The sequence below is a fragment of the Thermogemmatispora sp. genome, from assembly GCF_042408735.1.
In the GTDB taxonomy this organism is placed as follows: Bacteria; Chloroflexota; Ktedonobacteria; order Ktedonobacterales; family Ktedonobacteraceae; genus Thermogemmatispora.
The window spans coordinates 62,537-79,634 of the sequence record NZ_JBHOQV010000070.1; the positions used below are offsets into that span (position 1 = coordinate 62,537).

Consider the following 17,098-nt stretch of genomic DNA (forward strand, 5'->3'; position numbering starts at 1 on the left):
GTGTTATCATATCCCAGTACCTGACCCAGTTGATCCCTTGTGGGAGTAACGACAGATGACGATGGCCAGCAACACAACGGTGCCGATCTTTATCTCCTGGTCAGGAGCGCAGGAAGACCGCTATTGGTTTCTCAAAATTCGAGCCTCTCTGGACCGCCTCAAGCCTCGCTACCAGCTCACCTATGATGATGCGCATAGCGTTTCGCCTGGTCTGGTGCCAGGTCGCATACGCCAGGAGCGCTTTGAGCGTGCCCGCCTGATCGTGCTCATTGTCACACCTGAGTTCCTCACGGCGGAGGACTGTATGCGAGATGCCCGGGAAGCGCTCGCCAGGCAGCAGCGAGGGCAGGTGCGGGTCATGCCCATTTATGCCCGAGAAACCTTTCTCAAGAGCACCATCCTTGAGGGGCTGCAATTGCTGCCGGAGGTCCCACTTGGGAATTGGAGAAACCGCGATGCCGCCTTGCGAAAAGTAGACGAGGCGCTGGCGGCGGCCCTTGAGGAACTGCAGATTGTCCCTGGGGAGCAATCGGCCTTTACTTCCCAGGATTTGGACTATCTGAATGCCCTCATAGCTGACTGGCGTCCCGTGGTGCAGCGGAGGCTGGAGGATTTTGTAGGGCGCGAGCGGGAGCTAAAGGCTGTGCGCCAAGAGATTGCTTCCCTGCAAGATCAAGGCGGCTATCTGGCCATTGTCGCGCTGGCCGGCGAAGGCAAGAGCAGTCTCATAGCGCAGCTCATTGCTGAAGAAAGCCAGCGTGATCAGGAGGTCGTGGCCTACTTTCTCCCCTGGCAGCCTGGTCCAGACGGAGAAATCGATCTCCTGCATCACCTTCTGGCCAGCCTGGTACGCAAGCACCGGCTCTCGATCCACTACGCCGAGGGCGAGGGTCTGCCCCGCCTGCGGCAGGCCCTGCGGAGCCTCCTGGCCGAGCTGGGCCGGCGTGGCATTCGTGAGGTTATCTACATTGATGGACTCGATCAGCTTGAACCCGAGCTGGGTGGCGGTCGTGAGCTAAGCTGGCTCCCCGAGGTACTACCTGTGGGCATCGTCTTTGTCCTTGGCCTGCGGCCCGATGACACGCTCCTCAGTCTCAGAATGGGCAGGCGACTGGTCGAGTACCAGCTACCGCACCTCAGTCTTGACGATTTCCGCACCCTGCTTGACCGGCAAGGGGTCCGGCTTTCGCTCAGCCAGATCGAGCGCGGCTATCGCTCGCTGCAGGGCAATGCCCTCTACCTGGGCCTGCTCGCCAGAGAGCTAGCTCAGCAGGAGTCGCCCGATCACATCGAGGAAGTACTGCAACGCATCGAAAGCGATCCTGCTGGCCTCTTCAGGGTCGCTCTCGATCGGCTCAGGCGCGATCTGCTGCTCTGGGAAAACCTGTTCTACCCCTTGCTCGCTGTCCTGGTAGTTGCCCAGGAGCCGCTGAGCGAAGGACAACTGCGCTCCATATTGAAACAGACGCACGAGCGCTGCCAGATGGGCTTACAGCGCCTCGGAGGCCTGCTCGCTCGCGATGGGCGAGGGGGCTACGAGCTGTATCATCTCAAGCTGCGCAGCTATCTCCAGGGCGATGAGCAGAGTGACCAGAGGCAAGGGCAGTCGGACACCTTATTTGCCCCCGATGAGATAGCGGCCTGGCATGCGCGTCTCGCAGACTGGTGCGCCGGCGAGAACCTGCTGGCGATCTGGCAGGCCGCTCCTGAGCCGCTAGAGCAGGAGCGGCGCCAGTATGCGCGACGTCACTTCATTCGTCACCTTTACCTCAGCGGCCTCTCCGGCTGGCAGCAACTCTTTAGCCTTCTCGATGCCGGGCGCGATCGCTGGCCAAAGCTTGAGCGCAACGACGGCGGAGGCTGGGCCTTTGTGCGCGATCTCGATCTTGGGCGGTACGCTGCTGGCTGGGAGGGCTGGCAGTGGGAAGCTGCCCTGGGGCAGCTCCCGCGTCTGTGGGCTTATACCCTCCTGCGCTGCTTGCTCGCCAGCAGAGCAAACGGCTATCCGCCAGAGGCCTTCCGCCTGCTCGTCGCCCTGGAGAATAGCAACAATGCCCGCGAGCTGGCCGCCCTGATCACCGAAGCGCGCTGGCGCGTCGCGGCTCTGCTAGCCATCGCCTATCAACTAAGCAAGCAGGGAGTAAGGCGCGAGGAGTGGCTCCAGCTCTACAGAGAGATCGAGGAGCAGCTCCTTACTCTAAGCAGGCAGGATCTCAAAAATAGCCTCGATGGCCTCTATAGAGAGCTGGCGATGGTGGCTCTGGCCGCTGGCGAACGGCTGCGGGCCGGCCAGGCCGCAGCCCACATTACTGACGGCCTCAAGCGCGCGGAGGCGCTGCTGAGCCTGGCCGAGAGCTGGCTGACGACAGGTGAGACAGACCAGGCTCAGCAACATCTTGAAGAAGCCTGCGAGCTGCTCAGGCATGGCACTCAACAGGTCAGCGACGCCCTATGGGGCCGGTGTGCGCTCCTGTTCCGGGAGCTTGGCCAGCACGAGTCTGCCGAGGAAGCCCTCAGCCGGGTAGGTGACGCCCTCGAGCGGGCGCGCTACCATCTGGCCCTGGGGTGCTTCTATGAAGCTCAAGGTCAGGTCGACCGGGCAGACCATGAGTGGGAGCAGATGGAACAAGAGCTGTGGGCGGTCAAGAGCAACGAACGCAAAGCCGAGGTCCGCCTGAAGCAGGCAGAGCGCTGGCTGCAGTTTGGCACCAGAACCAGAGCGCGGGCGCTGGCCATCCTTGACGAGCTGGAGCACCGCCTGCTGTCAGGCGGCAATTTCCGGCTCTGGCGCGAGCTGGCCCTGACCTGGGCACGCGCTGGGCGCTGGGAGAAGGTGGCTCAGATAGAGCAGAGGCTGGTGGGTACCCAGGAGTACTTGCGCGCCTCGCTCGAGCTGGCCCTGGTGGCCCTCGAAAGCGGCGAGCGACAGCGGGCCATCCAGACCTGGCAGCGGGTCCGGCCAGCTATTGACCTGCTGGCCGAAAGCTGGCGCTGGCCGATTCTGCGCCTGTTGGCGCGCGCTCTGGCGGAACCTGTTCTTTTGGAGGAGCTAATGGCCCTGATTGATAGGGCGCGCTCACCGGCTGAACAGGACCAGCTATGGCAAGAGGTTCGTGCTCCCCTCCTGCAGCGACTGCCGGGTGGCGGAGGGCAAGCGCTGGGGAAGATCTCCCACTGGAAAGAAGCCAGACAGCGGCTCCCAACGCTGATATCCGCCCAAAAAGCCAGGTCCTCCTTCAGTCAGAGATGGCCGCCTGGCGACACCTCTTCCAAAGCAAAACCCGCCCTGGCCATGCACAGCCTCTGGAACGGCATCCAGCCGCCCGCTGCGTCCGAGCAGACGACGCCGCCCGAGCCGCTTCCGTCTCTGCAGAAGCAGCTTGAGAAGCAATTGCGTCGAGTGCAGCGGGATTGGCGCGAAGCGAGCACCCTCAATGAGGCGCGCGAGCGCTTCGCGCTCATCGCTCCGCTCCTTGCCTCCGCGCCGCGCCTGGCTGCAGCGCTGCAGAGAGCCTGCGACTGGGTGGAGGGCTTCATGCATGGTCAAAAGCGGCTTCCGTCGCTCAGCCTCTCCGACCTTGAAGAGCAGCCGACTTCAGAGCCACCGTCGGGCGAGCCGCGCTGATTCAGCGGCGCCGCGACGCCAGGGGCGCAGGCTAGAGGGCAAACTGGGCCTGGGCCTCGTCAACGATCATCTGGGCAAGTACCAGCGAGGAAGTAGCCGCTGGCGACGGCGCATTTTGCACGTGCAGCACCCGCTGTCCGCGCCGGATGATGAAGTCATCGACCAGGCTGCCATCGGGAGCCAGGGCCTGGGCGCGCACGCCGCTTGGTCCGGGGAGCAGATCCTCCTCTTGCACGGCGGGCAGATAGCGCTGTACCTGGCGCACATAGGCGCGCTTCACGTAATCGCGATAGATCTCGGCCAGTCCCATGCGCCAGTAGCGTCGGGCCAGGTGCCAGAAACCAGCGTAGCTCAGGGTCTCCCACAGCTCGCCTGGCCTGATCTGCCAGCGTCCGTAGCCCTCGCGCGCGAAGGCCAGGACGGCGTTGGGACCCACCCAGACCTCGCCGTTGGGTCGCAGGGTCAGGTGGACACCGAGGAAAGGAAAGCGCGGGTCGGGAACGGGATAGATCAGTCCGCGCACCAGGTGACGCTTCTCGGGACGCAGCAGGTAGTAGTCGCCGCGGAAGGGCACGATGCGCAGCCCCCCATCGTCTCCCGTCAGGCGCGCCAGGCGATCGGAGTAGAGGCCGGCGCAGGTAATCACGGCCCGTGCCGCCAGTTCTTCCTGGCAACTCCCTGCCTGGGAGGGAACTGTCCTCGTCTGACAGCGGATCTGAACCACTACCTCGTCGGCGCGCGGCTGCAGGCCCACGACCTGGCTGCTAAGACGCAGATCTGCGCCAGCTTGCTGGATCTCAGCGGCCAGGGAGGCGGCCACCTTCGTATAGTCTACAATACCGGTGTTGGGCGAGTAGATGGCGCGCAGCCCCACGGCAGCCGGCTCGATCTCGCGCAGACGCTCGGGGCCGATCAGCTCCAGGCCCTGAACGCCATTGGCCTTCCCGCGCTCGTAGAGGGCTTGCAGGCGTGGCAGTTCCTCTTCGGTCAGGGCGACAATAACCTTGCCGCAGAGCTGGAAGGGAATGCCGTGCTCGCGGCAGTAGGCCAGCATGGCCCGCTGGCCAGCCACACAGGCCCGGGCCTTGAGCGAGCCGGGCGCGTAGTAGATCCCCGTATGCAGGACGCCGCTGTTGTGCCCCGATTGATGGGCGGCAATGCCTGGCTCTTTCTCCAGAACGAGCAGGCGCAAGCCGGGGCGGCGCCGCAGATACTCACGGGCAGTCGCCAGGCCCACCAGGCCGGCGCCGACGATAATCAGGTCGTAGCGCTGCATTTCTTTAAAGAAAACCAGCCTCGGGCTTTGCTTTATTCCCAGTGGCAGGATCGGCCCGGTTAGGGAGGAGACGGCTCCTGTTGAGCTAGTCGTGTGCTATACTTAAGTGGCAATCTCCACAGAGAACCCACTGGTTCGTTAGCCAGAGAACGCAAGTCTGTAACAGAGACGCAACAGAGGTACAAAGATCCATGTCACAGAATACGCCCATTACCGTTGCGTATGGGGATGGCATTGGCCCGGAGATCATGGCGGCCACCCTGGAAGTGATCAAGGCCGCAGGGGCGCGGATTGACATCGAGGAGATCGAAGTAGGAGAGAAAGTCTACCTGCGCGGCGTTCCTTCCGGCATTGAGCCGAGCGCCTGGGAGTCCCTGCGCCGCACCAGGGTCTTTCTCAAAGCGCCCATTACCACGCCACAGGGAGGGGGCTACAAGAGTCTGAACGTCACTGTCCGCACGATGTTCGGCCTCTACGCCAATGTCCGCCCTTGTGTTGCCTACCATCCCTTTGTCGAGACCAAGTATCCGGGGATGGATGTCGTCATCATCCGTGAGAACGAAGAGGACCTCTACACCGGCATCGAGTACCGCCAGACGCACGATATGGTGCAGAGCCTCAAGCTGATCAGCCGTCCGGGTAGCGAAAAGATCATTCGCTACGCTTTCGAGTACGCGCGGGCCTACAACCGCAAGAAGGTCACCTGCTTTGTGAAGGACAACATCATGAAGCAGACGGACGGTCTGTTCCACAAGATCTTTGAGAAGGTGGCAGCAGAGTATCCCGACATTCAGAATGAGACCTGGATTGTCGATATCGGCTCGGCCAAGCTGGCGGATACGCCCGAGGCTTTCGATGTGGTGGTGCTGCCCAATCTGTACGGCGACATTCTCTCGGATGTGGCGGCCCAGATCGCGGGTTCGGTCGGCATGGCTGGCTCGGCCAACATTGGTGACCAGTGTGCGATGTTCGAGGCTATTCATGGTTCGGCGCCGCGGCGAGCTGGCCAGAATGTGGCCAATCCTTCGGGCCTGCTGCTCGGGGCGGTGCTGATGCTGGTGCATATTGGGCAGCCGGAGGTGGCCACGCGCGTCCATAACGCCTGGTTGCGTACCCTGGAGGATGGCATTCATACCTACGATATCTATAGCGAGGGGATCAGCAAGCAGAAGGTTGGGACCAGGGAGTTTGCTCAGGCTATTATCGAGCGCCTGGGTCAGCAGCCGCAGACGCTCAAGCCGGTGAACTATACGTCGGCGCCGAAGCTGGCCAGCGTCCAGCGTGCCAGTCAGGAGCCACTGGAGAAGAAGGAGCTGGTGGGCGTCGACGTCTTTCTGGAGTGGCGCGACGGCGGACCCGATCAGCTAGGTGAGGCTATCAAGCGCCTCGAGGGCGATGGGCTGCAGTTGACGATGATCACCAATCGCGGGGCCAAGGTCTGGCCGAATGGTTTGCCTGAGACGTTCTGCACCGATCATTGGCGCTGCCGCTTTCTTGCCGGCAACGGCCAGCCGCTGCGCCCGCAGCAGATCATCGGCCTGCTGCATCGGCTGGCGGAGGCTGGCTTCGATTTTATCCAGACGGAGAACCTCTATACCTTCGATGGACGCCCTGCCTTCTCGACCGCTTCTGGTGAGTAGGGGGAGGGGAGAGCGGCGGAAGGCCCCCGGTCTGGACGCCTTGTCCACCGGGTTGAGCCGCGATAGGCTGGGGTTGTTGGTTGCTAGCTGGCTGCCTGACTGGCGGTGAACTGGTCGATGGGGTGGGGCGGGCTATGGCCTGCGCTGAGCAATGAGCAAGCTGGCACACGGGAACGGGTGAAGGAAGAGCGGAGCGCTGTGCGACTCAGGTCTCTTCTTATGCCTTGCTTCCTGTGTGCTATTATCTTGAGAGAGGCTCTGTTGCAGGTCTGCGGCTGAGTCTCAGGAGTGATGCGCATGAGCTGTCTACTTCATTCCTTGATGAGGAGGATGTTCTATGCCAGTTCGGACCGCTGAGGCGGAATGGAAGGGCGACTTGCAGAGCGGTCAGGGTCAGCTGAAGCTCGGCACGGGCGCCTTTGAGGGTCAGTATTCGTTTAAGACGCGCATGGGCGATGATACGTCGGGGACCAATCCCGAGGAGCTGCTGGCCGCCGCGCATGCCGCCTGCTTTTCGATGGCGCTCTCGGCAGGCCTGGCGCGTGCCGGCTTTACGCCGAAGAGTGTGAAGACGAGTGCCCGCGTGCATTTCAATGCCACGAATCAGGGTTACGCTGTCGGCCCCATCGAGCTGGAGACGACGGCGGTGGTCCCTGGTATTGATGAGGCGAAGTTTCAGGAGCTGGCCAATGATGCCAAGCAGAATTGCCCGGTGTCGAAGGCGCTGGCTGCCACTGAGATTCGCCTCCAGGCCAAACTGGTCAAGCAGTAGGCTGGGACGGCCCTGCCCGCTCTGATCGATCCGGGCGCGTTAGGCTGTCTTTCTGCCTTCTTTCCTTTCTGTGCTCTCCTGCGCTTGTCGCTATACTTTCCCCTACACGGGCGGTCTGCCAGGGGCTGGCGACCGATGGTCGCTGCTTGCTGGCAGCCGCTTGTGCCATCTGCCTTTATTTATTCGTCTGCGATCTGCTGGGTGCTGCAGTTCCGTCTGTGTGCGGGTGCTTGGCTTGTGCGTTGTTCCGTGATGGAATGGTGCCGGGCTGGGGCTGTTCTCCGGCTCTGGCTGGCGGGGCGCTGTTGGTGGCCGCGTGGGGGAGAGGGTGGAGGATCAGGTTGCTCTCCTCGCGCGCACCGTCGCCGGTAGGTGCTGCGTTATAGTAGTGGAGGGGCTTGTGGAAGTGTGTTGTTTTGTCAGAGAGGTGGGTGGAACAATTGGGCGAGATGATAGAAGTAGAAATAAATAAGGGTGAGGGGTGAAGTAGGAGGATGGGGTGGTTTTTGTTCTGTTGACGGAAGGTGCGTCGCGCCGGACCGTGGCCGGACCGGTGGGCGCTGGCCTGGATAGCCAGGCAACGATAGGGGGTTGACCATGTACCTGGGAATCGATGTGGGGGAACATCTGCTGCGAGGGGCCTTCTTTCAGCAGAAGGAGGTTGTCTTGACGGAGCCGCTGGCAGTGCCGGACACTTATGAGGGGCTGCTCGAGGCCCTGGCCCAGTTAGTGCAGGAGGTGGCGCGCGCGGGTGAGGCCATTCGCCGCCTGGGGGTGAGTATTCCGGGGAACTGTACTGAGCGGCGGGCGGTATGGGTGCCGTCGCTGCCCTATCTGAACGGGCGCGATCTGGCCGATGATTTGCGGGCTCGCCTGGGGGTGTCGGTGATGTTGGCTAGCGATGCGCAGTTGGCTCTTTTGGGTGAGGTCTGGCGAGGGGTGGCGCGTGATCGCCAGAGTGCGGCTCTGGTAAGCGTGGGAACGGGGGTGAGCGGAGCTTTGATGCTGGGGGGAAGGATTATTCACGGGGCCCACGGCAGTGCTGGTGCGCTGGGCTGGCTGGTTCTGGATCGGCAGCAGGCTCCCAACCCCGATCGGGGCTATCTTGATCTGTATGCTTCGGCTTCGGCGCTGGCTTCCCAGGGACGGCTGCTTGATCCACCGCTGTCACCGGAGGAGATTATTGGGCGAGCGCGGGAGGGTCAGGCTTCTTGTGTGAAGCTGGTGAATGATTGCGCGCTGGTGCTGGGGATGGCTGTGGCGGGCCTGGCCAGTGTGTTCGATCCTGAGGTGGTGATTTTCGGCGGGGCACTGACAGGGGCATTCGATCTCTTTGCTCCGCTGCTGCGCGAGGGGCTGCTGCGCTATGGGTCGCCAAGTGTGCGGCAGACTCCCTTGCTCGCTTCGCAGCTTGGTGCCGATGCTTCGGCCTACGGGGCCTTGCGGGCGGCGATGGTGCTGCAGTCGATGTGGGCCTGAGTGGTGGGTGGAGCATGGTTTGGCCTCGGTCCTGCTCTGCCACTGGGGCCGGTGCCAGCAGTGAACCTATTCTTGTAAATAGTTAGTAATATATTGATATTGATGAGGGTGAAGAGGTCTGGGCTATGTTGTACTGACCCGTTCCGTCGGCTATGGGCGGGCGGGCGGACTGCTGTGACTCTTGCAGGAAAGGGGGTGCGCTTTTCTGATGGTCTATCGCAGTGTGGCTCTGTACCGGACTTTGGGCCTGGTCAGTCTGGTGGTAACGCTGCTGGTGATCTGGCTGGGCTGGCAGTTCGAGGTGGCTATTCGCAATGCGCTGCTGATTGTGAGTCTCTTTTTCCTGGTGATTGCTTGTATGTACTTCCATTTGGGCAACGAGGAGGCGCGTGGTGCTTTCTTATAGTTATTAATCAGGTGGGACCGATGAACGAGGGGGAATGGCGATGAGAAGCGTTACGGCGCGAGGGTGGACGACGGTTCGCTGCTCGCGCCGCGCTGTTTTCGGAGCATGATTGGGCTGGCCAGGCCGGGAATGAAGCGCGCGGTCGCTGGGGAGGCCTGGAGGGCTATGGGGGTGCTGTCCGGCCTGCTCTGCTGGAGAGGCTGGCTTCATTGCTGGCGTTGCAGGTCCTCGTAGTTCTCGCGGATCTGTTGCGTGGTGGGGTGCTGAGGACCGAGGATTCGCTCGCAGGCGGCGAGGCTACGCTTGAGGAGCGAGAGGGCGTCGGTGAGGCGGCCCAGGTGGTGGTAGAGGACGGCGAGGTTGTTCTTCTGAATGCGGGCGGTTTTGGGAGATAGGAGGCTGGTGCTGGCTAGGGAGGTGAGGTGGATGGTCGTCGCTATAGGCTTGGGGATGGTCTTCAGGCTGCTGGGAAAATGATGAGCAATGGTTGAGGCTATTGGCATTGATGCTGGCGCGGGTGATCAGATCGATCGATGGACAGGGGCTACAGGCGCAGGAGGGGGAGGAGTTTCCTCCAGGCGTGAGATAGGAGCCGCCTCAGGGTCAGGAATGACGCAGGAGTGTCATGGAGCTGGCGAGTAGCCTGGGTGATGGGATGGTCGGGGCCAAGGGCCCGCTCGTAAATGGCGAGGGCACGTTCGAGGAGTGGAAGGGCTTCGTCCGGGCGGCCCAGATCGCGGTAGAGGAGGGCGAGGGTGTAGAGGGAGGAGGCGGTATCGGGATCGTCAGGGCCGAGGGCTTGCTCGCAGATGGAGAGGGAGCGCTGAGCGAGGGGGAGAGCGTCCTCGAAGCGGCCCAGATCGCGGTAGAGACTGGCGAGGTCGTTGAGGGAGGAGGCGGTGTCGGGATGGTGAGGGCCGAGGGCTTGCTCGTGGATGGAGAGGGAGCGCTGATAGAGAGGGAGGGCGTCGTGGAGGCGGCCCAGGGCATGGTAGAGGAGGGCGAGGTTGTTGAGGGAAGTAGCGGTGTCGGGATGGTGAGGGCCGAGGGCTTGCTCGCAGATGGAGAGGGAGCGCTCAAGGAGGGGGAGGGCCTCGGGATAGCGCCCATGGTCATGCAGATAGCCGCCGGCCTGCAGGAGCAAGGTCGCCACGAGCGGGGTCTGCAGCGGAGCCGCCTCCGACTCGACCAGCCAGGCGGCCGCCTGCAGCGCATGGGGCAACAGCGACTCGTAGACCGGCCAGTGCTCGACCGCGTCGCCCGGATAGGCCTCCACCAGGGCAGCGATCGCCAGCTCCTGCCAGCGGAGCTGCTCCTCGGCTGGCAGGCGAGCACGCACCACCGTCTGGACCAGCCGATGAAGCAAGAGAGCACCGCTGCGGGCATCGCGATCGAGCAGCGAATAGGCGCGCAGGGCCTCGATGGTGGCGTTGCGAGTCAGCGGATCGGCCATCGCGGCGGCCAGGGGATGGGACAGGCGAGCCAGGCCGGTGGTGAGCAGCGCGCTGGGAATGGGAGCGGGAGCCAGCAGGGAGCAAAAGCGCAGCAGGTCGGCAGCGGCTGGGGCGCGCTCTTGGGCTCGTGCCAGCGAGAGCTGCCAGGTCGTGGCGACGGGGAGCGGGTGATCCAGGCCGCCGGCGGGGGGCTGATGGCCGCTGCGCAGGGAGAGGAGTTGGAGCTGGCGCTCGCGGAAGAGGGCCAGATAGGAGGCGACAGTCTCGCCAGTGGCGGCCAGATAGGCGCCGGCCTGATCGAGGGCCAGCGGCAGGCCGTCCAGCTCCTGGCAGAGGGCCTGAGCGGCCGCCAGTTCAGAGGGAGGCAGCTCCGAGAGGGGGGCGTCGGGGGGCAGCCGTCCGGCGCGGGAGAGCAGCAGGCGCAGGCTGGCCTCAGGAGGCAGGGGGGTGAGCGGGAGGGCGTGACCCAGGCCGAAGGAGCTGAGATCGGCCGCGCGGGTGGTGATGAGCAGGTGACCGGCGGGGGGCAGGGGCAAGAAGGGCGAGGAGGCAGGGGGCTGGCCCTCTGGGGAAGGAGGGAAGAGCAGGGCAGGCTCATCGAGGTTGTCGAGGATGAGCAGGTAGCCGGGCTGAGTCTGGAGCCAGGAGCGCACGGCGGCCAGCACCTGAGCATCATCGGGATCGTCGCGCTGCGGCAGCTGCAGGAGGGCAGCCAGTTCGCGATAGGAGCGATAGAGGGACTCGGGCCGGTCGGCCAGGACCCAGAGGACGGCGCGGTAGCAGGAGCGAAAGCGATAGGCGTACTCGACGGCGAGACGGGTTTTGCCGACCCCACCCAGACCGCTGATGACCTGGGTCTGGCCGATGGTGACGAGAGACTGCTGCTGCAGAAGAGTCTGAAGGCGAGTCAGCTCCTCGTGGCGGGCGATGAAGAAGGGAGAAGGAGGAAAGGGGACGTTCCAGAGCTGGGGCGGCCCGCCAGGAGCGGGAGCCTGGGAGAGGTCAAGCTGAGCGAGATCCTGGAGCAGATGCAGGAGGCCATCGGCGACGGCCTGCAGGCCCTCCTCCTGAGGATGCCAGCGAGAGAGGGGGCGAGCATTGGCGGGCAGGGGAGCGAGCGAACCCAGGGGCGAGTGCTCCCACGGGCAGGGGCGCAGCAGGATGGGGACGAGGCGGGCTGTGCGCTGCTGGGAGCGAGCGAGGGCCTCCTGCAGCTCGGCCTGGCAGAGGGGATCAGCGAAGTAATCGGGGCTGAGCAGCAGCAGGATCAGGTCGGCCTGGGAGGAGTGGCGCTGGCGCACGCGAGGGGCATCGCTGCCTGGGGGGAGCAGGCCAGGATGCCAGAGCGAGAGCCAGCCCTGCTGCTGCAGGAGCGTCAGGTGGCGGACCAGAGCCTGGCACCGGCGACGGTCGTCGGAAGAGGCTGAACAGGAACAGAAAGCGTTTAGCGTGCGCAGCGTTGCCATCGGGGCAACTCCTGGCTCCTCTCTCTAGGCGAGCCTGTATGTGCAGTCGTAACGATGATCTATTGTGTTGCAGTATACCTTGTTACAGTATACCTCAGCAGGCGGGCGAGTGCAAGCCCGAGGAGCACCAGGGGAGGAAGCGGAGAGAGGCGGCGGGCAGGGTGGGCAGGACGGGATGCAGCCAGGGGCGGACGAGAGGGCAGCCGCCTCCTCTCGCCACCGCCGGCCTGGCTCGCACGCCCGAGCCTCCTCCCAGATAGGGAGAGGCTAATTGATGCGCTTCTCGCGTCCAGCCCACTCGCGTTCGCGCAGCACGAACTTCTGAATCTTGCCCGTCGACGTCTTGGGCAGCTCGCCAAAGGAGACCGCCACCGGACACTTAAAGTGCGCCAGGTGCTGGCGGCAGAACTCGATAATCTCCTGCTCGGTCGCCCTCTGACCGGGCTTGAGCGTCACAAAGGCCTTCGGGCGCTCCCCCCAGGTCGGGTCAGGGATACCGATCACGGCGCACTCCAGCACCGCCGGATGGCGCGCTACTACCTGCTCCACCTCGATCGTCGAAATATTCTCCCCGCCCGAAATGATAATATCTTTAGCACGATCGCGCAGCTCGATGTAGCCGTCGGGATGCCAGACCGCGATATCGCCCGAATGGAACCAGCCGCCGGCAAAGGCCTTCTCCGTCGCCTCCGGATTCTCATAATAGCCCTTAGCCACATTGTTGCCGCGCATCAGCACCTCGCCCATCGTCTGCCCATCCCAGGGCACATCGCGCATCTCGTCATCAACAACGCGCGCTCGCTCGGCCACAACGTAGCCCTGGCCCTGGCGTGCCAGCAGCCGTGCCTGCTCCTCCTCGGGCAGGGCGCTCCATTCCTCGTGCCACTCGCAGACCGTGTACGGCCCGTAGGTCTCCGTCAGTCCATAGACATGGATCGGGCGCATATTCAGGCGGCGCATCTGCGCCAGCAGCGTGGGCGAAGGCGGCGCGCCGGCCACCGTCACCGTCACCCCCCTCTCGATGCGGTGAGCCTTCGGATGGTTCACGATAAAGATATGCACCGTCGGCGCCCCGTTGTAGTGCGTCACCCCCTCCTGCTCCAGCAGATCCCACACCAAGCCGGGATCGACCTTGCGCAGGCAGACATGGCGCCCCCCCACAGCGGTCACCGCCCAGGGGAAACACCAGCCGTTGCAGTGGAACATCGGCAGCGTCCACAGATAGACGCTGCTGCTGCTCATCCCTGTCTCGATGACCTCGCCCAGCGCATTCAGATAAGCGCCGCGGTAGGTATACATCACTCCCTTCGGGTTGCCCGTCGTCCCCGACGTGTAATTGATCGAAATCGTCTCCTCCTCGTCCTCCAGCCAGCTCGCCGGGGGCTCCGGGGAGCCGGCGGCCAGAAACTGCTCGTAGGGATCATCGGGCCGGCCCGTGTCGTCGATACGCACCTGCTCGACGCCAGGTAGCTCGAGAGATTCCACCAGCGGCAGCAGCTCGGCGTCGACGAAGAGAAAGCGCGAGCCGGAATGCTTGAGAATATAGTCGATCTCACGGCTGGTCAGGCGCGTATTGATGGCGACCAGAATGCCGCCGGCGGCGGGTACGCCGAAGTGGGCTTCTAGCAGAGCGGGTGCATTGGGACTGAGGAAAGCAACGCGATCGTGCTTGCGCAGGCCAGCGGCGCGCAACTGGTTGGCCAGCCGCCAGACGCGCTCGGCGAACTGCCGATACGTGTAGCGTCGCTCGCCATGGACCACGGCCACCTTATCGGGGAAGACAAGCGCGCTGCGTTCCAAAAAGCTGACCGGAGTCAGCTCGCTGCGGTAGACCTTGACATTGGCGGCCATAGAGATTCTCCTCCTTTCCGTTCCCCTCAATCCTCTGGAGGACAGAGCGTCCAGAGAAACAGGGTCTCTTATGCTGAAGACAGAACCTTCTCCAGTGATCTACCTGCTCCAGCCAGAAAACCAGTACTGCGACCTGCCGGCTGGACCTGGACGCATGGCTAGCGGTCCCGCTTCGCACCTGATGCTCTCTGAAAACCTCAGCCGAAGCGGACAGAAGTGGCAGGCTGCCTGTTGGGCGCCTGCAACTGCCTCTGTAGACAGCCAGCCTGTGGGTGTGAGAGATAAGGACAAGGGAGAGCGAAGCACATCTTCCTTGCTCCTGCTCCACCCAGGCCCGGTGTGGCCCGCACAGCCCGTGGATGCGATGGACAGGCAGCAGACCAGTTATGCTGGTCTATCTGTTGTTGGTTTAGTATACCTCATCCTGGACCGCCCTGGACGCCGCTGCTGTCCACCCGTAAAGGCGAAGCTCCATCATCTTATCGTAGAAATATCAAGTCAGAAAAGATTTGAAAATCTGACTAAATCGTTTTGACTCTTTATTGCGATTGGACATGTTTGTTAATTTAAACAGCTAGAGCAGCCAGATATTGATAGTCATCATTTATGAGGATACATCATATATAATGCAGTGTACATAGGAGGGCATTCTGGAGATCGATCCCTGATCCTCCGCAATTTCTTCCTGTTTCTTCCTGTATACAGACCCTATTACCTGTCTGCTGCCTGCCTTTATAGTGATCCGCATTACTGGTAGCGCATGCCGCATTATCATCACCGGCGTTAGTGCCAGTGCAGCTGACCTTTGCCTGGTTTCTGCGATAGCGTCATCCGGCGAATAACCCGGACTCGTTCAGCTTCCCGGCCAGGGTACCAGCTCTGCCTGTTGATAGCGGGCCAACCCGGCTGGCCACGCTCCCCAGTGCTCAGCCTGCGACTATGCAGCCTCTTGCACAGAGCCTGAGTTCAGCCTTGTTGAGTGGCTCAGCGGGCTGCGGCGCTCTGGATCTCCAGGGAAGCGATGGGGGTCTAGAGATCCGGATTCCTGGAGGGTCACTTGACTTTGCGCCAGCGCAGGTTGTCAACAGCAGTGCTTCTAACGCAAGCGTTGGCTCGCCCTCCCCGCAGCTTACCCCCGTTCCCGTAGCCTCTCCGACGCCTACTCCCTTGCCCACGCCTCCACCAACGGGCAAGCCGACGCCTCCCTTCTCACTGAATGTGACTCAGCTTCACGGTCTTTTCCCTGGTGCAGTCAGTATGCTGGGTGTGTACCAGCTCCAGGTGACCGACAGCCATGCTGCCTGGTAGGCGGTGTTCGTCTGCAACAACCTCTTACCCTTCTCTGCCACTATCGACCAGATGACCTGACCCGATGCCATTGCCGCAGCGCGTGCTGCTGGACAACCCTTCTCCCAGTATCTGCTTCCTCTCCAGAACGATCCGCAAACGCGCACGCTGTCGGCTCAGCTCACAGCGCTGGCCACTGGTGGGTACTGGCCAGTGGGTGGTTCAGAATGAATGCAGTAGTACAAGGTTGGGAAGAGCTTTGAAGAGAGCTGGCAAACTACCTTAACCAGGTCAACAGGCTCATCATGCGATTCCCTGCAAGTTACAGCATCACCCCCTCATTCAAGCGACCAATCGCACTTTTGATATCGATGCTGCCTGTAATGGTCGCTGGCCCTGGCCTCAGAAGAACAGTGCTAATGCCCCGACCAACTGGGAACCGTATCATGGAAATGCTCCAGGGTATACCCAGATTGCGGAATGGGCCATGGACGATGCTTATCAGCAGTTGCCTACCGGTCCTGGTAGAAGCCAAGCGGCCTTGCAGGCACTTATGGATGTCATTCAAACCATGAACTCGTATATTGACTTGATTGGAGCCTTATCGGTCTTTATCAATCGTGCGTGTCCGCTCGGTTGATACTAGGGGAGAAAGGAGTAAGCGTAGGAGGCTTTTGACTATGGAGAGGAGCCACTATGGGAACAGAGCATGTGCGTAAACTCAGAGCAGGGGTTGCCTCATGGAACCGCTGGCGCCGCCGTGAGGTGCCGGTCATAAGGCCAGATCTTCCTCTGGAAAGGGCGGACCTGCGGGGGCTGCCTTTGCAAGGAGCGGATCTCCGCGAGGCGAATCTTGTAGAGGCTTGCCTGAGGGAGGCAGATCTGCGGCTGGCGAACCTTTACATGGCCGTGCTGCGTGGGGCGGATCTGAGTGAGGCGGATCTGAGCGAGGCGGATCTGAGTGGGACTGATCTGCAGGGAGGAAGGCTGGAGGGATCCAACTTGACGAGAGTGTGTGCCCCTGGAGTGATCTTAAGCCAGGCACGGCTTGTGCGGGCCAACTTGAGGGAGGCTTTTCTGATGGATGCGCTGTTCGAGCAGGCGGATCTGAGCGAGGCCGAGCTGGAAGGAGCCGAGTTGGTCTATGCCAATCTAGAGGGGGCGTGTCTAGGGCGGGCGAGGCTCGTGCGAGCGAACCTGGGAGGAGCGCAGCTCGAAAGGGCACGCCTGGGGAAGACGTGGCTGCGTGCAGCCAAACTCAATATGGCGTTGCTGTCTGGAGCGAACCTGGAGGAGTCAGTCTTAGAAGAGGGAGAGCTGGTGGGAGCGTCTCTGGAGGGGGCATTACTGCGGGGGGCGCGGCTCTCTCGGATCATAACCTATCCACCCTACCCAGACTGGGAGCCAGATTGCGGAGGCTATCCGTTGGAGGGAGCAGATTGGCGAGGGGCGGATCTGAGCGAGGCAGATCTGGCCGGGGCGGACCTGAGAGGGAGTTGTCTGGCCGGGGCGGATCTGAGGGGAGCCTGTCTGAGGGGGGCGGATCTGAGGCAGGTGGAGCTGTGGCGAGACTGCCGGGAGCGATGGCCGACAGAGTGCTCAGAGCCGTACGGGCCAGCCAGATTGCAGGGGGCGGACTTGCGCGAGGCGGATCTGCGGGGGGTGGACCTGCGAGGAATCGAGCTGAGCGGATGCCGCCTGAAGGGGGCAAGGCTAGAGTGAGGAAAGCCCTCAGAGGCTGACTGGCTGGTCCCCCTCGGGGGATGAAGCAGGTGCACATCGGAGAGAGAAGCGAGATCGACCGGCTGAGTGACCAGTGACTGGAGGCAGGCGTCCCTGAAG

General features: G+C 62.6%; 11 protein-coding genes. 6 read left to right on the forward strand and 5 right to left on the reverse strand.

Features of this window, described 5'->3' with window-relative positions; translation table 11 throughout:
* Window positions 1–55 precede the first annotated feature (55 nt).
* A complete protein-coding gene (locus ACFMO7_RS05595; RefSeq protein WP_376794531.1) occupies window positions 56–3,625 on the forward strand; it encodes a TIR domain-containing protein in 3,570 nt (1,189 codons plus the stop codon).
* A gap of 31 nt (window positions 3,626–3,656) precedes the next feature.
* Here ACFMO7_RS05595 and lhgO read toward each other — a convergent pair whose 3' ends face one another.
* Window positions 3,657–4,901 carry an L-2-hydroxyglutarate oxidase gene (gene lhgO, locus ACFMO7_RS05600; RefSeq protein ID WP_376794532.1) on the reverse strand — a complete coding sequence of 415 codons (1,245 nt, stop codon included), beginning with the start codon at window positions 4,899–4,901 and terminating at the stop codon, window positions 3,657–3,659.
* 191 nt (window positions 4,902–5,092) lie between these two features.
* Here lhgO and ACFMO7_RS05605 point away from each other — a divergent pair, with 191 nt between their 5' ends.
* The 4 genes from ACFMO7_RS05605 to ACFMO7_RS05620 all read left to right on the forward strand — a co-directional run bounded on the left by ACFMO7_RS05605 (window position 5,093) and on the right by ACFMO7_RS05620 (window position 9,198).
* A complete protein-coding gene (locus ACFMO7_RS05605) occupies window positions 5,093–6,541 on the forward strand; it encodes an NADP-dependent isocitrate dehydrogenase (protein WP_376794533.1) in 1,449 nt (482 codons plus the stop codon).
* A 337-nt stretch (window positions 6,542–6,878) separates the two neighbouring features.
* On the forward strand, window positions 6,879–7,313 hold the full coding sequence (locus tag ACFMO7_RS05610) for an OsmC family peroxiredoxin (RefSeq protein ID WP_376794534.1): 435 nt from the start codon (window positions 6,879–6,881) through the stop codon (window positions 7,311–7,313).
* A 597-nt stretch (window positions 7,314–7,910) separates the two neighbouring features.
* The gene (locus ACFMO7_RS05615; RefSeq protein WP_376794535.1) at window positions 7,911–8,792 is read left to right on the forward strand and encodes an ROK family protein; all 882 of its coding nucleotides are present in this window, start codon (window positions 7,911–7,913) and stop codon (window positions 8,790–8,792) included.
* A gap of 208 nt (window positions 8,793–9,000) precedes the next feature.
* Window positions 9,001–9,198 (forward strand): hypothetical protein, encoded by a 198-nt coding sequence (locus ACFMO7_RS05620; RefSeq protein WP_376794536.1) that lies wholly within the window; start codon window positions 9,001–9,003, stop codon window positions 9,196–9,198.
* Between the two features lie 206 nt (window positions 9,199–9,404).
* Here ACFMO7_RS05620 and ACFMO7_RS05625 read toward each other — a convergent pair whose 3' ends face one another.
* The 4 genes from ACFMO7_RS05625 to ACFMO7_RS05640 all read right to left on the reverse strand — a co-directional run bounded on the left by ACFMO7_RS05625 (window position 9,405) and on the right by ACFMO7_RS05640 (window position 15,704).
* Window positions 9,405–9,701, reverse strand: coding sequence for a tetratricopeptide repeat protein (locus ACFMO7_RS05625; protein WP_376794537.1), 297 nt, complete (start codon window positions 9,699–9,701; stop codon window positions 9,405–9,407).
* Between the two features lie 41 nt (window positions 9,702–9,742).
* A complete protein-coding gene (locus ACFMO7_RS05630) occupies window positions 9,743–12,118 on the reverse strand; it encodes a tetratricopeptide repeat protein (RefSeq protein ID WP_376794538.1) in 2,376 nt (791 codons plus the stop codon).
* A gap of 267 nt (window positions 12,119–12,385) precedes the next feature.
* The gene (locus ACFMO7_RS05635; RefSeq protein ID WP_376794539.1) at window positions 12,386–13,969 is read right to left on the reverse strand and encodes an acyl--CoA ligase family protein; all 1,584 of its coding nucleotides are present in this window, start codon (window positions 13,967–13,969) and stop codon (window positions 12,386–12,388) included.
* A 1,609-nt stretch (window positions 13,970–15,578) separates the two neighbouring features.
* A complete protein-coding gene (locus tag ACFMO7_RS05640; RefSeq protein WP_376794540.1) occupies window positions 15,579–15,704 on the reverse strand; it encodes a hypothetical protein in 126 nt (41 codons plus the stop codon).
* Between the two features lie 248 nt (window positions 15,705–15,952).
* On the opposite strand from ACFMO7_RS05640, the gene ACFMO7_RS05645 reads away from it, so the two are divergent.
* Complete coding sequence (locus tag ACFMO7_RS05645; RefSeq protein ID WP_376794541.1) at window positions 15,953–16,978, forward strand: pentapeptide repeat-containing protein; 1,026 nt, start codon at window positions 15,953–15,955, stop codon at window positions 16,976–16,978.
* Window positions 16,979–17,098: the final 120 nt, after the last annotated feature.